Annotated in this window: 20 protein-coding genes; 6 read left to right on the forward strand and 14 right to left on the reverse strand. The window is 28.1% G+C overall.

The annotated features are described in order from the left end of the window. The first annotated feature begins 5 nt into the window (after nt 1-5). The 3 genes from ACTG44_RS03670 (at nt 6) to ACTG44_RS03680 (ending at nt 2,285) form a co-directional block, all read left to right on the forward strand. Nucleotides 6-707 (forward strand): DUF4405 domain-containing protein, encoded by a 702-nt coding sequence (locus ACTG44_RS03670; protein ID WP_479921315.1) that lies wholly within the window; start codon nt 6-8, stop codon nt 705-707. A gap of 424 nt (nt 708-1,131) precedes the next feature. Then, on the forward strand, nt 1,132-1,866 hold the full coding sequence (locus ACTG44_RS03675) for an MBL fold metallo-hydrolase (RefSeq protein ID WP_479921316.1): 735 nt from the start codon (nt 1,132-1,134) through the stop codon (nt 1,864-1,866). Between the two features lie 272 nt (nt 1,867-2,138). Next, nucleotides 2,139-2,285 (forward strand): hypothetical protein, encoded by a 147-nt coding sequence (locus tag ACTG44_RS03680; protein WP_479918175.1) that lies wholly within the window; start codon nt 2,139-2,141, stop codon nt 2,283-2,285. 90 nt (nt 2,286-2,375) lie between these two features. Here ACTG44_RS03680 and ACTG44_RS03685 read toward each other — a convergent pair whose 3' ends face one another. The 3 genes from ACTG44_RS03685 to ACTG44_RS03695 all read right to left on the reverse strand — a co-directional run bounded on the left by ACTG44_RS03685 (nt 2,376) and on the right by ACTG44_RS03695 (nt 4,324). Beyond that, nucleotides 2,376-2,669 (reverse strand): YciI family protein, encoded by a 294-nt coding sequence (locus ACTG44_RS03685; protein ID WP_479921317.1) that lies wholly within the window; start codon nt 2,667-2,669, stop codon nt 2,376-2,378. 351 nt (nt 2,670-3,020) lie between these two features. After that, on the reverse strand, nt 3,021-3,698 hold the full coding sequence (locus ACTG44_RS03690; protein ID WP_479918177.1) for a cysteine hydrolase family protein: 678 nt from the start codon (nt 3,696-3,698) through the stop codon (nt 3,021-3,023). Nucleotides 3,699-3,769: 71 nt separating this feature from the next. Further along, the gene (locus ACTG44_RS03695; protein ID WP_021383334.1) at nt 3,770-4,324 is read right to left on the reverse strand and encodes a WHG domain-containing protein; all 555 of its coding nucleotides are present in this window, start codon (nt 4,322-4,324) and stop codon (nt 3,770-3,772) included. A 341-nt stretch (nt 4,325-4,665) separates the two neighbouring features. Between ACTG44_RS03695 and ACTG44_RS03700 the strand changes: the two genes are divergently transcribed. Both ACTG44_RS03700 and ACTG44_RS03705 read left to right on the forward strand, forming a co-directional pair. Then, nucleotides 4,666-5,046 carry a BlaI/MecI/CopY family transcriptional regulator gene (locus ACTG44_RS03700; RefSeq protein WP_021383312.1) on the forward strand — a complete coding sequence of 127 codons (381 nt, stop codon included), beginning with the start codon at nt 4,666-4,668 and terminating at the stop codon, nt 5,044-5,046. Nucleotides 5,047-5,349: 303 nt separating this feature from the next. After that, nucleotides 5,350-7,239 (forward strand): sigma 54-interacting transcriptional regulator, encoded by a 1,890-nt coding sequence (locus tag ACTG44_RS03705; protein WP_479921318.1) that lies wholly within the window; start codon nt 5,350-5,352, stop codon nt 7,237-7,239. 376 nt (nt 7,240-7,615) lie between these two features. Here the strand turns inward: ACTG44_RS03705 and ACTG44_RS03710 are convergent, their stop codons facing one another. From ACTG44_RS03710 to ACTG44_RS03725, 4 genes are read right to left on the reverse strand one after another with little or no spacing between them, the layout of a single operon-like run. Further along, nucleotides 7,616-8,314: an RraA family protein gene (locus ACTG44_RS03710; protein WP_479921319.1), complete on the reverse strand. Its 699-nt coding sequence runs from the start codon at nt 8,312-8,314 to the stop codon at nt 7,616-7,618. Between the two features lie 44 nt (nt 8,315-8,358). Continuing rightward, on the reverse strand, nt 8,359-9,342 hold the full coding sequence (locus ACTG44_RS03715; RefSeq protein WP_479921320.1) for a hydroxyacid dehydrogenase: 984 nt from the start codon (nt 9,340-9,342) through the stop codon (nt 8,359-8,361). Between the two features lie 14 nt (nt 9,343-9,356). After that, entirely contained in the window at nt 9,357-10,496 is a 1,140-nt protein-coding gene (locus tag ACTG44_RS03720; RefSeq protein WP_479921321.1) for an amidohydrolase family protein, read from the reverse strand. A gap of 36 nt (nt 10,497-10,532) precedes the next feature. Continuing rightward, nucleotides 10,533-11,945, reverse strand: coding sequence for a DASS family sodium-coupled anion symporter (locus tag ACTG44_RS03725; protein WP_479921322.1), 1,413 nt, complete (start codon nt 11,943-11,945; stop codon nt 10,533-10,535). 873 nt (nt 11,946-12,818) lie between these two features. Between ACTG44_RS03725 and ACTG44_RS03730 the strand changes: the two genes are divergently transcribed. Further along, a complete protein-coding gene (locus tag ACTG44_RS03730) occupies nt 12,819-13,064 on the forward strand; it encodes a helix-hairpin-helix domain-containing protein (protein WP_479921323.1) in 246 nt (81 codons plus the stop codon). Nucleotides 13,065-13,213: 149 nt separating this feature from the next. Here ACTG44_RS03730 and ACTG44_RS03735 read toward each other — a convergent pair whose 3' ends face one another. The 7 genes from ACTG44_RS03735 to ACTG44_RS03765 form a co-directional block, all read right to left on the reverse strand. After that, nucleotides 13,214-13,483, reverse strand: a complete 270-nt coding sequence (locus ACTG44_RS03735; RefSeq protein WP_479921324.1) for a DUF3795 domain-containing protein — start codon at nt 13,481-13,483, stop codon at nt 13,214-13,216. A 132-nt stretch (nt 13,484-13,615) separates the two neighbouring features. Beyond that, on the reverse strand, nt 13,616-14,128 hold the full coding sequence (locus ACTG44_RS03740) for a GNAT family N-acetyltransferase (protein WP_479921325.1): 513 nt from the start codon (nt 14,126-14,128) through the stop codon (nt 13,616-13,618). Nucleotides 14,129-14,389: 261 nt separating this feature from the next. Then, complete coding sequence (locus ACTG44_RS03745) at nt 14,390-15,091, reverse strand: hypothetical protein (protein WP_479918180.1); 702 nt, start codon at nt 15,089-15,091, stop codon at nt 14,390-14,392. 93 nt (nt 15,092-15,184) lie between these two features. Further along, nucleotides 15,185-15,361 (reverse strand): hypothetical protein, encoded by a 177-nt coding sequence (locus ACTG44_RS03750; RefSeq protein WP_021383324.1) that lies wholly within the window; start codon nt 15,359-15,361, stop codon nt 15,185-15,187. Between the two features lie 325 nt (nt 15,362-15,686). Beyond that, nucleotides 15,687-16,424 (reverse strand): ABC transporter permease, encoded by a 738-nt coding sequence (locus ACTG44_RS03755; RefSeq protein ID WP_479921326.1) that lies wholly within the window; start codon nt 16,422-16,424, stop codon nt 15,687-15,689. Between the two features lie 11 nt (nt 16,425-16,435). Further along, the gene (locus ACTG44_RS03760; RefSeq protein WP_479921327.1) at nt 16,436-17,197 is read right to left on the reverse strand and encodes an ABC transporter permease; all 762 of its coding nucleotides are present in this window, start codon (nt 17,195-17,197) and stop codon (nt 16,436-16,438) included. Continuing rightward, on the reverse strand, nt 17,197-18,111 hold the full coding sequence (locus tag ACTG44_RS03765; RefSeq protein WP_479918183.1) for an ABC transporter ATP-binding protein: 915 nt from the start codon (nt 18,109-18,111) through the stop codon (nt 17,197-17,199). Before ACTG44_RS03765 ends, ACTG44_RS03760 begins: the two co-directional genes overlap by 1 nt. Nucleotides 18,112-18,282 lie beyond the last annotated feature (171 nt).

Genomic DNA, 18,282 nt, shown 5'->3' on the forward strand with positions numbered 1-18,282 from the left:
TAAATATGTCCCCAAAAAGAATCTTGCAAATCCTTCTTGATGTTGGAATGATTGGAATGTTACCAATTATAATGGCATATGAACTGGTGGGTAAGTCTACACATGAATGGCTGGGATTGGTGATATTTATTATATTCATTCTGCATAATATTTTAAATTATAGATGGTATAAAAATATACTAAAAGGTCGGTATTCATGCACTAGAATTATCTTACTGATAGTAAATGTTTTACTACTTGTTTGTATGATGTGTTTAATGGTCAGTGGAATAATTCTATCAAATCATGTTTTTATTTTTCTACCAATACATAATGGGGTATCATTAGCTAGAACAGTACATTTACTTGCTTCTTATTGGGGATTTGTGTTGATGTCAATACATCTTGGTCTTCACTGGAGAATCATGATAAATACTGTAAGTAGTGTGTTTTATATTAAAAATTCAAAGATTAGAGTTTGGATTTTGCGAATCATTTCTACTGTGGTAGTTGTTTATGGTGTTTATGCATTTGTACAGCAAAACATTATAGATTATATGTTTCTTGTTAATCAGTTTGTATTCTTTGATAAAGAACGCCCAATAATTTTGTTTTTCATTGATTATTTATCAATTATGGGGATGATTGTGTGTATTGTGAGCTGTATTTCAAATTATTTTCAAAAAATCACCTTATTAAAACAGAAATCTAAGGAGTTATATAAATGAATTAACATGCATATAAATGAATCAATATGCATATAAATTAAAAAAACATTAGTCATATGGCTAATGTTTTTTATTAATTAAATTTTATTAATTAAATAATATTCTTTTCTTTATAAATAATCATCTATAATGTAGTGTAATATTTTTTCATATTCTTTTAGTTTTAATAATATAAATACGAGAGTAAATCAAAGAATAATAAGAAAAAATAAAAGTGGTTGTAAAGCTTATAATTACTTACTTCTATACTAATTACTATACCACAAAATAACAAAAAAATCAAGTCGAGTAATCCCTCAACTTAAGTGATATACTAGGTATTAACAATTTTTTATTAATAAAATATAACTAGAGGATAATCTATGTTTTTTCAATTTATTTAATTAAATTGACCTCTAATTAAGTAATTATAAGGAGAAATATTATGAACTTAACAAAAGGATTAGATGTTTTAAAAGTTTCATCACATGTATTGGGCGAAAATAAAGTTATGTATATTCCTGTAATCTATACAGAAGATGAGGCAACTCTTGTCGATACTGGTCTGCCAGGGCAAGGGGAGTTGATAATGGAGGCTCTTAACAAAAGTAATACAAGCTTCAATAAATTAAAAAATATAATAATCACTCATCATGATATAGACCATATAGGAAATATAAATTACTTAAGAGAAAAGTCTGAGAATAATATCAAAGTATACGCATACAAAAGTGAAGTTAGCTATATAACAGGGGAAGAAACGCCTTATAAACTTTATATGTTAGAGCAAATGGTGGACAATATTGATAATAAGATGCTTAGTATGTTAAATGTTATGGGACTTGGATTTAAGTCATCATACACTAAAGTAGATGTGTCTTTGGATAACCATGAAGTTTTAAATTTAGGTGAGGAAGTAGAAGTTATACATACAGGTGGGCATACTAGAGGTCATATATGCCTTTATTTAAAGAAATCTAAAGTACTTATTGCTGGAGATTTGTTACAAATAAAGGATGGGGAACTCGAGCCAGTTGATGTGATGCATAGCAACAAACAAGAGTTGGCAGATGCTATCAAAAATATAAGCAATTATGATATAGAGGAAGTAATTTTTAGTCATGGCGGATTGTTTCAAAAAAATGTAACTGAGGCATTAAAAAATATAGTTATTGAATAGTATTATTATCAAATAGTATTATGTGATTTAAAATAATCTACAATAATTTCTTAAATTACTTAAAATCATGTTTGAATATGAAGCAGGAAAATTAAAGATAAATAATAAAAAAATCCTTAGAATCTATTTATTTAAATTCTAAGGATATTGTTAAGTTTTAAAGATGTTATTAAGTTGTAAAGATATTAATTTTGATATTAAATTTTTAAGTTGTAAGGATATTAAATTTATTACGAACATATCTGTAAAGTCGAAGTTAGTTGCTAATCACATTGTTCATACCTTTTATTTTTAATAAAATTCTAGTAACTAAAAATAATATAGGTAACTCTATCAAAGAACCTATTATAAGTGCCAATGATATTAAAGATTTATCTGGAAAAGTAGCTATTGCAATAGCTATTGGAGATTTTGCATAAAATAAATGCCCATATAATCATTAAATAGAATTATAAGGGCATTTTAGTAGTTAATTTTAATTATTAAATTAATAACTTTATTTATGTAATCTATAAATATTTTAACTTTTCAGCTATTAATTTATTATTAATCTTTGATGCTTCAAATTCAATAATCTCATAATCACCAAGCTTATTAATATAAAAAGGGTCTTCTTGTATAATTTTATTAGCTTCTTCTTTATCAGTATTGCATAAAATTATTCCACCTACTCTAGGATTTTTTCTTCCAGAGCATATAAATTTGTTATTTGTATAATATTTATTTAAAAATTCTATATGTGCATCTAGTTTTTCTTCAATTTTATTTAGTTCAACTGTATATGTTATGTTTACTATTACCATACGTACATCTCCTTAGATAAAGTATATTTAATACATTTAAACTAGCACTTTTAAGTTACAAAGTCAAATATAAAGCTAATGTAATACGATTGTATGATGTTAAATTTTATTAAAAAATAAAACAAAGTATAATGTGATAAAAAAGGTAATCATTCAAGAAGTATTGGTCAAAGCCATTGGATGTTTAGGTGTAACACATTTTGCAACTAAGGCAGGTAAGCTTTAGGAAATGTGGTATAATACTATATTAGTATTTTGAGTTAACAAATTAGTTTAATTATGATTTTATAGAATTAATGACAATTAGTTTAGTTCACTAATTGCCATTAATTAAAACTTACTATTTCTGGGCTAATAAATTGAAACACCCTTTGTCGATAATTTTTTCAAAGCCTTTTCTGTAGAATTTACACTCTTACCAAGAACACCATTCTTTATGATATTAACATGGTACCCTCTGTTTATTGCTCCTAATGCTGTCTTATAAACACAAGCTGATGAGTCTAATCCAACAATTGAGATTGTATCAACTCTATTTTCTTTTAGGTATTCACTAAAACTTTTGGATGTAAAGGCATCTTGCTGATGTTTAACAAACACTTCATTATTTTCGACATTTAAATCACTACAAATGGAAGCTCCCTTTGACCCTTGAAAAAGGCAACCACCCATTGAAATAAGGCAAAATAGAAAATCAAAGTGATTAAATTCTTGACAGATATATACTATTTTTTGTCCTTGTTCTTTAGCTTCAATGATAACTCTATTTACACTACTTACAAATTCCTCTTTTTGAGGATAAATTCCATCTTTTCCACACATAGCTTCTTGCATATCAATAACCAACAAAATCTTTTGAGGTTCTTGAAAATCTTGTATTTTTTCTCCTTTTGTAGGGCGTATAAATAGAATCATTCTAAGAATCAAAATTATAAGAAGAAAGTATGATATGGCAGTGGGCGTAAAAGAACACAATGTAGCAAATATGATAATACTACATAGTTGTACAAAAGTATAGAAAGCTTTCATAAATAAGTCTCCTTTAGTTTATATTTTTAATCTTGAGATAATCTTACCTTTATTTTTAATGATATGTACTCTTACTTTTTGTACTTTGTAATAAAAGCATTGAAAGCAGTAATAAGTAGTTGTTTTTCTTCTTCAACTGTAAGAGTTAGACTTCCTTTGTAGACTAAACAAGCAATACCATGAGTATAAATCCATATGTTATAAAATAATTCTTTTGCCTGTTCAAAACTAAGCGAACCTTCACTAGCAGCACTATTCACCACAAAAGCAAGTTGTTTGGATGCCTGTTCATCTAAATTATAATTTATAGTACTGTGTTGCATAATAGCTTCAAACAAATTTGGGTATTCTTTGGCAAAGTTAATATATCCAAGTCCATAAGTTAAAAAATCAGAATCATCTAAAGAGTAATCACTGATATATTGAGTATGAAATGTATGGATTTTTTCCTCTACAGAAACACGCAAATCTTCAACTGTCTGGAATTCTCGAAAAATTGGGGCAACTGATGTACCTAGTACTAGTGCAACTTTCTGAGCAGTGATGACAGTAACACCTTCATTTTTTGCTACTTCAAATCCTGCATTTATGATTGCATCTCTATCTGTTTTTATTTTAGGTGGCATAAGCTCAACTCCTTAAAATAGTAATTGTTATCTAACAAGTACTATTTTATGCTCTAAAAAAAATACTGTCAAGCAAACATAGTAAAATATATAATTTATTCTAAATTGTATCTTTGATTTAGATATGAAATAGAGTATTACAAGTATTTTAGACAATAGTTTATATACTACAATTTGAAAGTTTTATAATACTTAAGTTGAAAAATATAATAATTGTGAACTTTATTACATTATAAATATTTTTTTATTATTTTTACAGTATATAATAATTATTGTAATTGATTTTGTGAAATTATTACTGTAATATCTAATTATATAGATAAGGAAGTGGAGTGATAACTATGTGTTTAAAAAAATTATCAAAATTAGAGTTAGTTATTATGAAATTTATTTGGAATTTAGATATAAAAACAAATTCATATGAGGTTATTGATTATATGCAGGAAGAGCATAATTTACCAGAGAAAGTAGCTTTAAAAACTTTATCAAGATTGTCAAAGAAAAAATTCTTATATGTACAAGAAACGAGTAAATGTATGTATTATACAGTTGCAATCAAAGAAAATACGTACTTTGAATTTATATCAAGAAATGTACAAAGCCTTTTGAAGAATATTTTTATAAAGAATTTATTAGTGTCATTTCATGAAGAGGAGTTAACGGCAGAGAAGATAGACTCATTGGAAAACTGGGTAGTAAATTGGGAAGAAGCTTACATATAATATAATTTATAGTCTAAAAAGAGTTTTGTAATGGTTTATTTACAATTATAAGACTCTTTTTAACTGTGTAAATTTAATATAAAATAATTTTGATATTAACTAGAAATAAAAAGATATACTAGAATTCTCATACTAAATCATTAAATTAACTATTAAATTTAACTAGAATAAAAAATTAATATACTATAATGAACTAGAACTTTGTTTCTTTATAATTCCTATATTCTTGATGAAATTATAAAGAAACTTTAAATAAAATAAGAAACCAGTTATATAAGAACTAATAAAAGGAGGTTTTATAAGATGAAAAACAAGATAGTAGTTATTGCTCCTTCTAAGCTATTTTCAGATACTGTATATGAAGTGCTTGAAGAATTACACATAAAAATTCCATCATATATTGCTACAGGTAAAGAAACCATAGAACTAGCAGACAATCTAATCAATCTTGGTACTAAAGTAATAATTACTCGTGGTCAAAATGTTGATTTATTGCGTAATCATGTTTCAATACCCATAGTAGACATTGGATACAAATACGAAGACATATTTTATTCATATAAAAAAGCACTTAAATATTCTTCGGAAGTAGGATTTATAGGTCTAGAATCATCATATAAAACTGCTAAGCGATTCAAAGAAATCTCAAATTTTGATTTGGAAATACCTAAATTAAACTCTCTTTATGAGTTTGAACATAAAATAAAAGAATTAATTGACAATGGCATTGAGATTTTCATAGGTGGAAAAACAACAAAAGAAATCACTTCTAAATACAATAAGCCTTGTATAGAGACGGAAGTTGAAAAATCTTCTATTCATGCATCTATAAATGAAGCAATTCATCTATATAACATAGGGATTGAAAAGAGAATAAGTAATTCTATTACAGAAGAAATCTTAGAATGTACTCATAGTGGTATAATTGCCATTGATAAAAATCACTCACCACTTTTTATAAATAATCAAGCAAAAAGGTTGCTATTTAACCAAGTTGATAAATTTATAAAAGATTATTTAACCTCTAGTGATATTTTAGATTCACTTAAAAATGGACACTCTCTATGCAACAACATAATTAATTTTAAAGGTTCTTCTCTTACATTTGACTGTTTTCCTATTATAATTGATAATTTACATTTTGGATGTGTTGCAACTATACAAGACATAGAAAATATTCAATCTACAGAAAAAGAAATAAGAGAAAGTTTGATTTCAAAATCTCACTGTGCAAAGAGTACTTTTAACGATATATTAGGTTCAAGTGATACATTGATGCACTCAGTAAACATGGCAAAGAAATTTGCTAAATCTGATTCTACAATTATAATTACTGGAGAATCTGGTACTGGGAAAGAAATATTTGCTCAAAGTATCCATAATTACAGTAATAGATTTGATGGACCTTTTGTGGCTATAAACTGTGCAGCGATACCTGAGAACATACTTGAAAGTGAACTGTTTGGGTATGTAAAAGGTGCTTTTACAGGTGCTAGAAATGAAGGGAAAGCAGGTGTCTTTGAATTAGCACATAATGGAACTATATTTTTAGATGAAATAGGAGAGATTTCTAAAGATGTACAAGTAAAACTGCTTCGAGTATTACAGGAGAGAGAAGTTACTAGAATAGGTGATACTAAAGTTGTACCTATTAATGTAAGGGTTATAACAGCTACTAATAAAAATTTAGTGGAGCAGATTGATAATAATAACTTTAGAGAAGATTTATTTTACAGGCTTTGTGTGTTGAAATTGGATTTACCTTCTCTTAGAGAGAGAAAAGAAGATATAGAACAACTGACATATGCTATTATATCTCAATATAACAAACCAGTGTCAATATCTGATTCTGCACTTAAAATATTAAGTAGATATGATTTTCCTGGTAATATAAGACAGCTAAAAAATATAGTAGAAAGATTGGTAGTTATGTGTGATGATAATTTTATAGATGAGTATTTAGTTTCTGATATACTAATTTCTGAACCACATTTTAGAAAGGATATAAATTCAGCAACCACAATAGATTATTCTCCTACTTTGGTAGATAATAAAATTGTGGATTATGAAAAAAAATTAATTCTTGAGACATTAGAGAAAAATAATGGAGCAAAATCTGCTACTGCAAGTCAATTAGGGATTAGTACGACTACACTCTGGCGTAAACTTAAAAAGTATGCTCTTTCAAATTAAATACTTGCTAAGTAAAATAGTGATTAAATAAACGTTCATAAGATAGAATAGTAATGAATAAGATAGTAGTTAAATAAGATGTCCATAAGATAGAATAGTAATTAAATAAGATAATAATTAAATAAGATGTTCATAAAATAGAATAACAATGAATAAGATAGTAGTTAAATAAGATGTTCATAAGATAGAATAATAATGAATAAGATAGTAGTTAAATAAGATGTTCATAAGATAGAATAATAATGAATAAGATAGTAGTTAAATAAAATTTTCATTAAATAAACTAAAAATACGATTAACTAAATTGATAGTTAATCGTATTTTAATCTTTATATATATAAAGATTTTATAGACATAGAGCAAAGGTCATTTATTATTAAGCTCTGTAAACATCATCTATAATTTCTACACCTTTTTTTTCTAACGTTTCTTTTACCCAATCTCTATTTGCAGTTCCCTCAGAAGCATTTAGCACCTTAGCATGGTCTTGCTGAGCATTTGCTTCTGCCTTCTCAATAAGGTCTACTGCATCATTTTTAGGAATTACTATTACACCATCTTGGTCTCCTAGTATTATATCTCCTGGATTAACAGCAATTCCACCTATAGATATAGGTACATTTACCTCACCAGGACCTTCTTTATACGGACCACCTGGAGTAGTTCCTGTAGCATATATTGGACAATTAGACTTTGATATAACATCAATATCTCTTATTGGACCATCTATTACTATTCCAGCCACTTTTTTGAAATCTGAAAGATATTTGTACATTATTTCTCCCATAATAGCTTGTGTTCTATCTCCATTATTAGATAGTATTATTACATCTCCTTCTTGAGCTATATTAAGAGCTTGATGAAGCATTAAATTATCTCCTGGTCTTGATTTTACTGTTAATGCAACTCCACACATTTTGTTTTTTGGTGAAGACATTAACCTTATTTGTGAACTTAATGCACTTGACCTATACATACAATCTCCAACATTTGCTGCTGGTAATACGCTAAATCTTTTTACAAGTTCTTTATCTGGTAAATCTCTTTTTAAATATACTCTATTTCCTATTGTCATTTTAAATTCCTCCTAATAAGTGTTTACTAATCATTAAGTGTTTACTAATCATTGTATATAGTTGCATTGTCCCAATTTATTGATTTTACTGGCCATGTAGGATTTTTACCTTCAAATACCTCATTAACTCCAATTGCAGAATGTAAAGAGGCTCTATTGGTAGCTTCTTTAGTTGCTGCTCCTATATGAGGGGATACCACAACATTATCTAAATACAGGATAGGATTTTTGGAATCAACTGGTTCTTGTTGTAATACATCTAAACCAGCACCTGCTATAATATTATCTCTACATGCTTCATATAAGGCTTGCTCATCTACGACACTTCCTCTTGCTGCATTTATAAAAAATGCTGTTTCTTTCATCATATTAAACTGTTCTTTTCCTATAAAATTTTTAGTAATAGAAGTTGTTGGGCAGTGAACAGAAACAAAATCACTTTCTTTATATATCTTGTTTATATCTCTAGTTACTTCTATACCTTTTGGGAAGTCTTTAGATGATTTATATGGGTCATATGCAACCACTTTCATATTAAATCCATCCATACACATCTTAGCAACTCTTGAACCTATGTTTCCACATCCAATAATTCCTACAGTTTTTCCATCAAGCTCACATTTAGGAGTTCTTAATTTAGCTTTATAATAGTCATCTATAAAGCTTTTTCTTACTTTTGTATAATTTCTAGAGCAATATAACATATACATTAGTGTTACCTCTGCAACAGAAGTACTATTTGCTACTGGACAATACAATACTTGAACACCAAATTCTTTTGCTGCTTCTAAATCCACAGTATCAAATCCTGCTCCATGACGTACTATTACTTTTAAGTTATCAGCAGCTTCAAATACCTCTCTCGTTATTTTAGATAACCTAACTATAATTGCATCAATACCTTTTATATCATTTATTATATCTTTAGTATCCATACCTGAACCAGTTATTAGTTCATGTCCTCTACTTTCTAAGTAATCTCTTCCTTCTTGCATTATTTCTTGTGGTAATAATATTTTCCAACCCATTTTTTTCCTCCTAATTAATTTTCATATATGTAATCTGGGGCACAATATACTATAAATCCATCTTTGATGGTCATTTCTGTTTTTAATAATTTATCTGCCTCGAATTTACTACCTTTCCAATCTGTATAAACTTGTTTAACATCCATGATGTCAAATATCGCTACATCAGCATTTGCACCTTCTGATAAACATCCTATCTGATTTTCCATTTTCATAAGTTTAGCTGGATTTTGTGTTGTCATTTTCACAACATCATATAGACTTATTCCCATACATATGTATCTAGACATAAGGTTTGGCAGAGAGAATATAGGTCTTCTAAACATGCTATCTAACACCAAATCTGTACTACAAATATCAGCTATAAATCCTTGTTCCTTTGCTTTTAACATGACTTCAAAATCCCCATGTTTTCGACCTTCTCCTGTATCAAATATGATTCCTCTTTCCCTTGCTTTCTTCACACATTCATATAAATTTCCACTTGGGTCGAGGATAGTATTTTGAACGCCTTGATATACATGTTCAAATATATCTCCTGGTCTTAATATGTTTAATACTTCTTCTGTAGGAACTGGTAAATTTGTACAATGAACTTCAACAGGACATCCTATTTTTTCAGCTATTTTAATAGTTTCTTTTAGTGGCTCTATTCCTAGACCTTCTACTAAATTTTCACTTAATCTTATTTTTAGACCTAATATATTATCTTTATTTTCATTGTATATTCGTTCTATTTTTTTATGATTGAAATACTTTGGGTCAATACATTCATGGTAGCTAGTAGTTACCAAACCTGCTGAGCAAACTTGCAAGAAACTTTTTATATTTACTTTACTCCTAGCCACAATTGAAGATTTAAATAGTTGGTAATTTGCTACTCCTGCTGAACAATCAATTGCACTAGTAACGCCTGTTGGAAGATATGTACTATCTGGATATATACCAATTTCAGTTCCATCTGCAAACATATGAGCGTGTGCATCAATCAACCCAGGAAAAACAAATTTACCTCTTGCATCTATTGTGTGTTTTGCTTTATCACCATGGTTATATTCAGTTACTTTTCCATTGTATATAGCAATTGTTTTATTTCCATTTACATTGTTTTTAGGGTCTATCACATGACCATTTACAATAAGTAAATCTAGCATAATTATTCATCTCCAATATATAAATTTGATGTGTACTTACCATAATCCAATTATCTTCCAGTAAGGTAAACCTATTACTAAGAATATTGCCAATGCAACCATTACCATGATAGTACCTACTTTCCAAAAGTCTTTTTGAGATACATATCCTGATGCAAAGGCTATAAGACCAGCTCCATTTCCATAATGAGTCAATAAAGCTCCATAACTTGCGAAGAATGCTAGTAATAATGTAACTACCATTGGATTTGCTTTAGTGGATAAAACTATTGCAAATAGTACAGGATAAAAAGATGCTACAAAAGCACTATTTGATACAAAGAAGTATCTAACTGCTAAACTTACTAATAACAGAACTATTGTAACTAATAATCCATTTACATCTGATAGATTAAGTACAGCCCCCAATTTATCAGCTAACCAAGTGTAAAAACCTGCATCAGCTAATGAGCCAGCAATACCATAAAATGCACCATACCATATAAATATATTCCATGCTCCTTTAGCACCAATAACATCATCCCAATCTAAAATACCTGCTATAAGGACTAATGCTAAGAATACAAATCCTACTACCTGCATATTTAAGTTTATAAAAGGTATTTTTTCACCAAACATCCAACCAAGAATTGCAAGAATAAAGAATACGACTAATATCTTTTCATGTTTTGTAATAGTACCCAATGATTCTAAATCTTTTCTTATCTGTGGTTTAATATCTGTTAAATGAGTTAAACCTGGTTTGTATATCTTATATACTATAAGTGGTGCTACTAGTAAGAATAAACCTGCTGGTACGACTGATGCCATAAACCAAGTTCCCCAAGTTAAGTTAACACCTAACATACTTGCCGCCAAAGAAACTGTTATCGCATTAGTTGCCATACCTGTCAAAAATAATGCTGCTGTCCCTTGAGATACTACATATGTTAATACTGTTAAATATGCACCTAATTTTTTAGGCTCATCATCAGGTTTAGAACCTGCACCTTCTGCTATATTTCTAAATATAGGGTATATAATAGTTGTTCTAGATGAATTTGAACCTGTAGCAGGGCTAAGTATTAAATCACTTATCATCATTAAGTATCCAAGCCCTAGAGTAGAATCTCCTGCTCTTAGTAAAAGGTTATATGCCATACGTTTTCCTAATCCTGTCTTTACAAAAGCTGTACAGACAATAGTTACAACAACTAAAAACCAAGTCATCTTATCTGAATATCCATGAAGTAGTATTGACTCGTCCATAAACATAAGTGCTACACCTACAATGATTAAAGTGAGGATTGGTTCTTTAAATGGTTTAATAACAAGACCTGCTAGTAAACCTAGATATAAAGCAACAATATCCCAAGTTTCTTTTTTTAATCCTTGTGGTGCAGGTAAGCTCCATACGATTATTGGTATAGCTGCAACAAGTAAGAATTTCATCAACTGTTTTTTATTCATTTTTTTCTCCTTATTTGATTTTAGATTTATACTAAGTTATAAAAGCACAAAATATGCCAACTTTTCAGATTAATACTATTTTTTTATTTTTTTGTGTAATTTATTACGATTTAATTGAGAATCGAATCGATTCAATAAGAATTTATAAAAACCTTTTCTTAAGTAGTATTAGTAGTGGTATTTTATTTTCCTATATTGCATTTCAAAATGAAATGATATAGTTTAAAAATGAAATGGCATGTTTCAATTATTAATAAAGCAATATAAGGATATCTTGAACTAAAAATCTAAATAATATTTGACAGTTAAAATAAAATACTCGATTTAAATTTTGTTATGTATAATTGTATAAATAGTTATATATATTACTATATAAATTAGAAAAAGGATGTTTATTAATTATTTTTAGAAACAGATAAGGAAAGATAATTTAGATGAATAAGGAAAAAGACTTTAGAAATATAGTTGGAAAAATTAAAAGATGTACAAATCGTTGAAAGAAAGTTGATAAATAGTAGTACTGAGATAATATTCTCATATATCTAATGAAAAGGATAAGAGAAGCTTCAGATAGAATAATTGAATTATAAGGAATTTTTTGAAAGTCTGTAAATGGAGTATAGAGAGATATTTTATAAGATATATTTATTAAGGTAAATCATTAATATGATACAATAAATATAATATGAAAATTAGAAAAATTTCAGAGAGACATTTAAAATATAGGAGTAAATCTTATGAAGGTTCTATGGAATAAAAATATTACATAGTGGAGTAACTTGTAAAGGGTTTTATTTTAAAATAGTAATGGGGAAAAACCTTTAATGGGTGAAAGTTTTATTCAAAAAATAGACTTCAGAAAGAAGGTGTAATATGGGTGAGTTACAGAAAATTCCAGGGGTAGGGAAAGCAACAGAAGAATCTTTAATGATGTTGGGATATACAACAATCGAATCACTTAAAGATGAAAATCCAATAGAAATGTATAAAAAAGAATGTTTAATGCGTGGACATCATATAGATAGATGTCAGCTATATGTATATCGTTGTGCAGTATATTTTGCATCAACTGAAAATCCAGAATCAGAAAAACTAAAGTGGTGGTATTGGAAAGATTAAAAGAACTTAGAGAAGTTTAGGAATCAGTAAAAGAGTCAACTATTCATTTTAAATAATGATAAAAACGAATAGTTGACTCTTTTTTAGTTGTAAACTTTATGTAAATCTATCTATCTAAATATACTACTCAACAAAATATATTAAGATAATTAATTAGAAACTGTCTCCTCAAGCCATTTTCTGCACTGCTCAATATTTACCATAGGGTCAAAACCTTGGTCTTTACCCTTATTTAAAAGCATATCACAAGGGAAAGTGTCACATTCCCCACAATGATTAAGCTCCTTATCTTCACAGCAAGTTTTAACCTTACATTCTCCACCCCAAAATGGCTTTTCCATATTTGGACAGCCAGTGCAATTCACTTGCTCTTTTTTTGTACAGCTATTACAACAAACACCACATCTTGATTCAAACATATTCAAACATCCTTTCTAGTACTAGTATTATAAAATAAATTTAGATGACTAAAAATCAATTATTTGAAATTATAGAGTCATCTAAATATTATACATAAGATTATTATTTCTTTTATACCAAACTTATAAAGACTACTCAAAAAATTCCTTTGCATATTCTACAACACCAGAGATTCCTTGCAATCCACCTTCTAATAATTCTAGAGCCATGAAGTTTTTATCTGGAACTTCAAATGGAGCTTCTATATTAAATTTACTTGCTACCTGATAACCAAACTTAGGATAATACTTGTCATGCCCTAAGACAACACAACCCTTATATCCTTTTGCCTTTGCTACTTTATGCCCCTCTTCAATTAGCTTTGTACCAATTTTTTTACCTTGCATACTAGGAGAAACTGATACAGGAGCTAATGTTAAAAGGACACTATCCCCAACCTTAATTTCTGTAAATAAAATATGACCAACTATATCTCCATCATGCTCAGCTACTATTGAAAGTTCTGGCACAAAGTTATCACTAGTTCTTAAACGATTAACAAGATTATGCTCATCGTGGTCAGAAATTTCTTCATTTTCAAAGGCAGACTTAATAACATCATACACTTTATTTTTATCACTTTCTTTTTCTTGTCTAATTATCATTTTAATTACACCTCACAAAAGTTAAATATTTATTCATCATATTTAATAATTTTTTAGCTATATTTAATTAACTTTCATTATATAATATAGTAGTCAGATTTACATTAAACCTTTAGTATAATAATAAATAATTTTAAATAATAATATTATTATGAACCTTTATACTTTTAATTGTATATCAAGCATATAACTTTTAAGTAACAGATATATAGCCTTTAAATAAAAAGTATATAGTTAGGAGAGTAGAGTAGTAAGCTTCTATTATTTTTTATAATAAAAAGCACTACACCAATAATAGTTGTATCCTCTAATTTCTAACCATTCAGGGAATGAAATATCTTTACTAGTTTTATCATATTGAAACCATAAGTCATACAACTCTTGATAATAAGTTTTTTCCTTTAAGTATTCACTATACGAACCTAATCTTTCTTTATATTTTGTAAGTAGTTTGTCCAATTCGTCTAAATTATACTTAATATTTTCTTTAGTACCTAGAATCACACTTTCTTGTATATGGTGAGAGGCAAACCAGAGCCCATCTATATACTTATTTAATAATAATTCTACAGACTTAATATCTTTGTTATCTAACCTTAAGGCGTCTTTTAACATATCCTCAGAAGAGTAGTATTCTTCATTATCCAAAAAAATAGGAATATCCAACTGGTATCCCCATCTAAGAAAGGGCATTTCCTCATTTAAAATAGCCTTTTTGACTATTGGAAAAATTAACTTAACAACTAGAGGTTGTTGAAATGTTTTTATACTATTTTTATCAAAACGTTCCTTGCAAATATATGTAACAAAATTTTTCTGCTTACTTTCAGGTAATGTCAGTATGTATTCAATCATAAGGTCTAGTTTTTTGTTTGCTAACTTTTTCAAGCCACTATTTCTTGTGTTTGCATATTCATTCCAAAGTGTTGTTATTTTGCTATCTTCATAATCTATGGTATTCATATTTTTCCTCCAAATAATATTAAAACTCTTTTTGAGTTATACAATTATGTCTGAATACTAATGCCTAAGTATATAGTTATATAAATAAGCTTATTACCATGCATCAGGAATTAAATTCCAAATTACAATTATAGTAATAAGTATTATTGATAAAGTAACTGAAGATGTAACTAATATTGGCTTATTTTTTTTTATAATACCCACAAATATACCTACTGTTAACAGCAGTACTAATAAAAGGATTACCAAACTAAATCCAAATGCAAACATATTTATATGCCCTCCTCATAAAAATATATATAAGCTTTTCCTGTATTTTACCATATCACGTGGTGAAAGTCATTTTTTAACACTAAATATTTTAAAGTAATATACAAAAAAATATGATAAAAAATAAGATTATATAACATTAAGATAATAATTGCTTTATAAAAATAAATATACAATATGCAAATAAATATAATATATAATAAATAAACCATCTAATTATAATTCAAATATAATTAGATAAAATAAGTATTTGAATTATAATAGATGGTTTTAATTCTAAATAAAATCTTTACTATTAATATATTTGATTCTAATATATTAGCTATTAAGAAATAACATCATTTTTCTTAAAATTTCTATTGGCAATTTCAGCAAACACTATAGTAGTAATAAATGCAACACATATTGTAACCAAAGTATCATTAATATTTAAAGCAGATTGTTTTATAACTCCCATTGCACTTCCTAGCATAGAATAAGGAAAAAAGATACCAATAGAAGGTTTAGCCACTATTAAACCCATACCAAACAAAGAAAGACAAAGGCTGATTCCAATAGGAGTTGCAAAACTTCTTATCTTAATAGACATATATAGCTGTATAGAAGCTATTGAAATAGAAATAATCCAGCCTTTAGCAATCCAACCAGTAAGTTCTTTAGGTATACTATCAGGAAAGCCAAACATATTTCCTGCAACTATGTAAAAGATAACAAATACAATTTGTGTAATAGCTGTAAGTATTGAAACTACTGCAAGCTTAGATAAGAAGATATTTTTTAGATTAACTGGCAATGTCATTATATTATTCCAATTACGATTCATATGTTCAAGCCTACAAATATAAGCACAAAAGATTGCTATTAAGATAGGAAAGAAAAATTCCCCATAAAAAAGACTAACTTGAGTCCATAAGCTATACCATTGTTTTGTGAGTATACCCTGATTTAGATAAAAGTTACCACAACCAATCAATACACTTATAAGTGGTAAAGCTAATAATACATACCATATAAAAGAATTTTTTAACTTTAGGATTTCTCCCAAAACTGATTTCCTTAACATTTAAACCCCTCCTATACTTCTTTTTTTAATAAATGATTTCTTCCAATATAATAAATTAACATTCCAATCAAGAAAATTAAAATTGTAATAGAAAAATTCATATCAGTTCTGTAAACAGATGAACCTGCAACAGTATCATAAGCATAACTCAGAGGTGATAATTCTAGGTAATAAGACCATATAAACAATCTACGGATACCTTGATAAAACAATCCTGATGTCAAACCTATAAAACTACCAACCATACCAAATGTAATTGCAATCATTTGATTTGGGATTACAGTTGCAATCCATAAGTGGAGTGCAATTATAGCAATATTTACGAGAATTGTTCCTAATGAATATTTTAAAAGTAAAAATATGGAAAGTGGCTCAGTAACTCCTCTAAAATGTCCAAATAGGATAATAGATAATACTTGCATCAATACAGGTACAGATACCAAAATAGCAGAACATAAAAATTTAGATGAATAAATACTATTTAAGGATGTTACAGAAGATTTTAAAAGTTTCCATGTATCTCCCTTATGCTCTATATCGCTTATACGTGATGTAATTATTGCTATTAGAATAGGAAAGAATAAACCATTTAAACTTGTAAAACTCATAATCATATATGAATATTCAAATCCACCTAGCATATCTGGGTTACGTGTAATAGCTCTGCTTGAATTCATGATGCACCACATTATTTCAACAGCTACAAATAAAAAGGTCATCAGAATAATTTTCTTTCTTTTAAGTTTGTAAAATTCTAGACCAAGATATTTCATTATAACGTCACCGCCTTACCAGTAAGTTCTAGGAATATGTCTTCCAAGCTCTTTTTATGCTCTTCTATTCTGAATACATCAATATTTGAGTTGACAAGCATACTATTTACTTTGGCTACATCTGAGTCCTTTAAATTTTCAATAGTCAAGTATCCATTTTGTATAAGTGACATATATCCTTTATTGTTCAATAGTTTTTGTGTAGATACAAGGTTTTGTGTTTTGATAGCAATATGACTTTGTCCTCTATCATGAAGTTCTTTTATGCTATCTTGAAAAACAAGTTCACCATGGTTTATTATTCCTATTGATGTGGCAATCTGGTCAATTTCACTCAAAAGATGGCTGGATATTAGAACTGTCATACCATATTTTTCTGGTAGTGACTTTATTAATTCTCTAATTTCCTCAATTCCTGCTGGGTCAAGCCCATTTGTAGGCTCATCAAGTATTAATAATTTAGGAAACTTCATTATAGCCATGGCAATACCAAGACGTTGTTTCATACCTAGAGAGTATTGACTAACTTTTTTATCCTTTTGGTTTTCTAGTCTTACTATTTTCAGTGCTTCATTTACATTTCTTTTAGGTAAATCTAAGAGTTTTTGCATGATAGTCATGTTTTCAAGACCTGTTAAATGTCCATAGTATGATGGAGATTCTATCAATGAACCAATGTCCTTCAAAATTGATATTCTATTCTTCTCATTTAGTTCTTTATTTAAAATATTAATATTTCCTTGTGTAGGCTTTGCAAGTCCAAGTAACATTTTAAGTGTGGTAGATTTTCCTGCTCCATTAGGACCTAGAAAGCCATATACAGCTCCTTTTGGAACTCTTAGGTCTACATCCCTTACTCTAAATATTTTATTGTATTCCTTTGAAAGTCTTTGTGTTCTAATTATCATTTCCATATATTTCATCCCCTTTTTTAACCTGTGTTTATTGTTTTTTTTAGCTTATATTAGTATAATAACTTGGTTACATTTCAGATAGCTGACGTTTACCTTACAATAACCTTAAATAGTCTGTTGAGGTAAAGTCATGAAAAAGGGTCTATGATATACTAAAAAAGGGTGATAATT

Source organism: Clostridioides sp. LIBA-2809 (assembly GCF_056688965.1).

Coding starts and splice junctions, on each gene's coding strand:
- ACTG44_RS03670 (WP_479921315.1), top strand. CDS start 6: ATGTCCCCAAAAAGAATCTTGCAAATCCTTCTTGATGTTGGAATGATT.
- ACTG44_RS03675 (WP_479921316.1), top strand. CDS start 1,132: ATGAACTTAACAAAAGGATTAGATGTTTTAAAAGTTTCATCACATGTA.
- ACTG44_RS03685 (WP_479921317.1), bottom strand. CDS start 2,669: ATGGTAATAGTAAACATAACATATACAGTTGAACTAAATAAAATTGAA.
- ACTG44_RS03690 (WP_479918177.1), bottom strand. CDS start 3,698: ATGAAAGCTTTCTATACTTTTGTACAACTATGTAGTATTATCATATTT.
- ACTG44_RS03695 (WP_021383334.1), bottom strand. CDS start 4,324: ATGCCACCTAAAATAAAAACAGATAGAGATGCAATCATAAATGCAGGA.
- ACTG44_RS03700 (WP_021383312.1), top strand. CDS start 4,666: ATGTGTTTAAAAAAATTATCAAAATTAGAGTTAGTTATTATGAAATTT.
- ACTG44_RS03705 (WP_479921318.1), top strand. CDS start 5,350: ATGAAAAACAAGATAGTAGTTATTGCTCCTTCTAAGCTATTTTCAGAT.
- ACTG44_RS03710 (WP_479921319.1), bottom strand. CDS start 8,314: ATGACAATAGGAAATAGAGTATATTTAAAAAGAGATTTACCAGATAAA.
- ACTG44_RS03715 (WP_479921320.1), bottom strand. CDS start 9,342: ATGGGTTGGAAAATATTATTACCACAAGAAATAATGCAAGAAGGAAGA.
- ACTG44_RS03720 (WP_479921321.1), bottom strand. CDS start 10,496: ATGCTAGATTTACTTATTGTAAATGGTCATGTGATAGACCCTAAAAAC.
- ACTG44_RS03725 (WP_479921322.1), bottom strand. CDS start 11,945: ATGAATAAAAAACAGTTGATGAAATTCTTACTTGTTGCAGCTATACCA.
- ACTG44_RS03730 (WP_479921323.1), top strand. CDS start 12,819: ATGGGTGAGTTACAGAAAATTCCAGGGGTAGGGAAAGCAACAGAAGAA.
- ACTG44_RS03735 (WP_479921324.1), bottom strand. CDS start 13,483: ATGTTTGAATCAAGATGTGGTGTTTGTTGTAATAGCTGTACAAAAAAA.
- ACTG44_RS03740 (WP_479921325.1), bottom strand. CDS start 14,128: ATGATAATTAGACAAGAAAAAGAAAGTGATAAAAATAAAGTGTATGAT.
- ACTG44_RS03745 (WP_479918180.1), bottom strand. CDS start 15,091: ATGAATACCATAGATTATGAAGATAGCAAAATAACAACACTTTGGAAT.
- ACTG44_RS03750 (WP_021383324.1), bottom strand. CDS start 15,361: ATGTTTGCATTTGGATTTAGTTTGGTAATCCTTTTATTAGTACTGCTG.
- ACTG44_RS03755 (WP_479921326.1), bottom strand. CDS start 16,424: ATGTTAAGGAAATCAGTTTTGGGAGAAATCCTAAAGTTAAAAAATTCT.
- ACTG44_RS03760 (WP_479921327.1), bottom strand. CDS start 17,197: ATGAAATATCTTGGTCTAGAATTTTACAAACTTAAAAGAAAGAAAATT.
- ACTG44_RS03765 (WP_479918183.1), bottom strand. CDS start 18,111: ATGGAAATGATAATTAGAACACAAAGACTTTCAAAGGAATACAATAAA.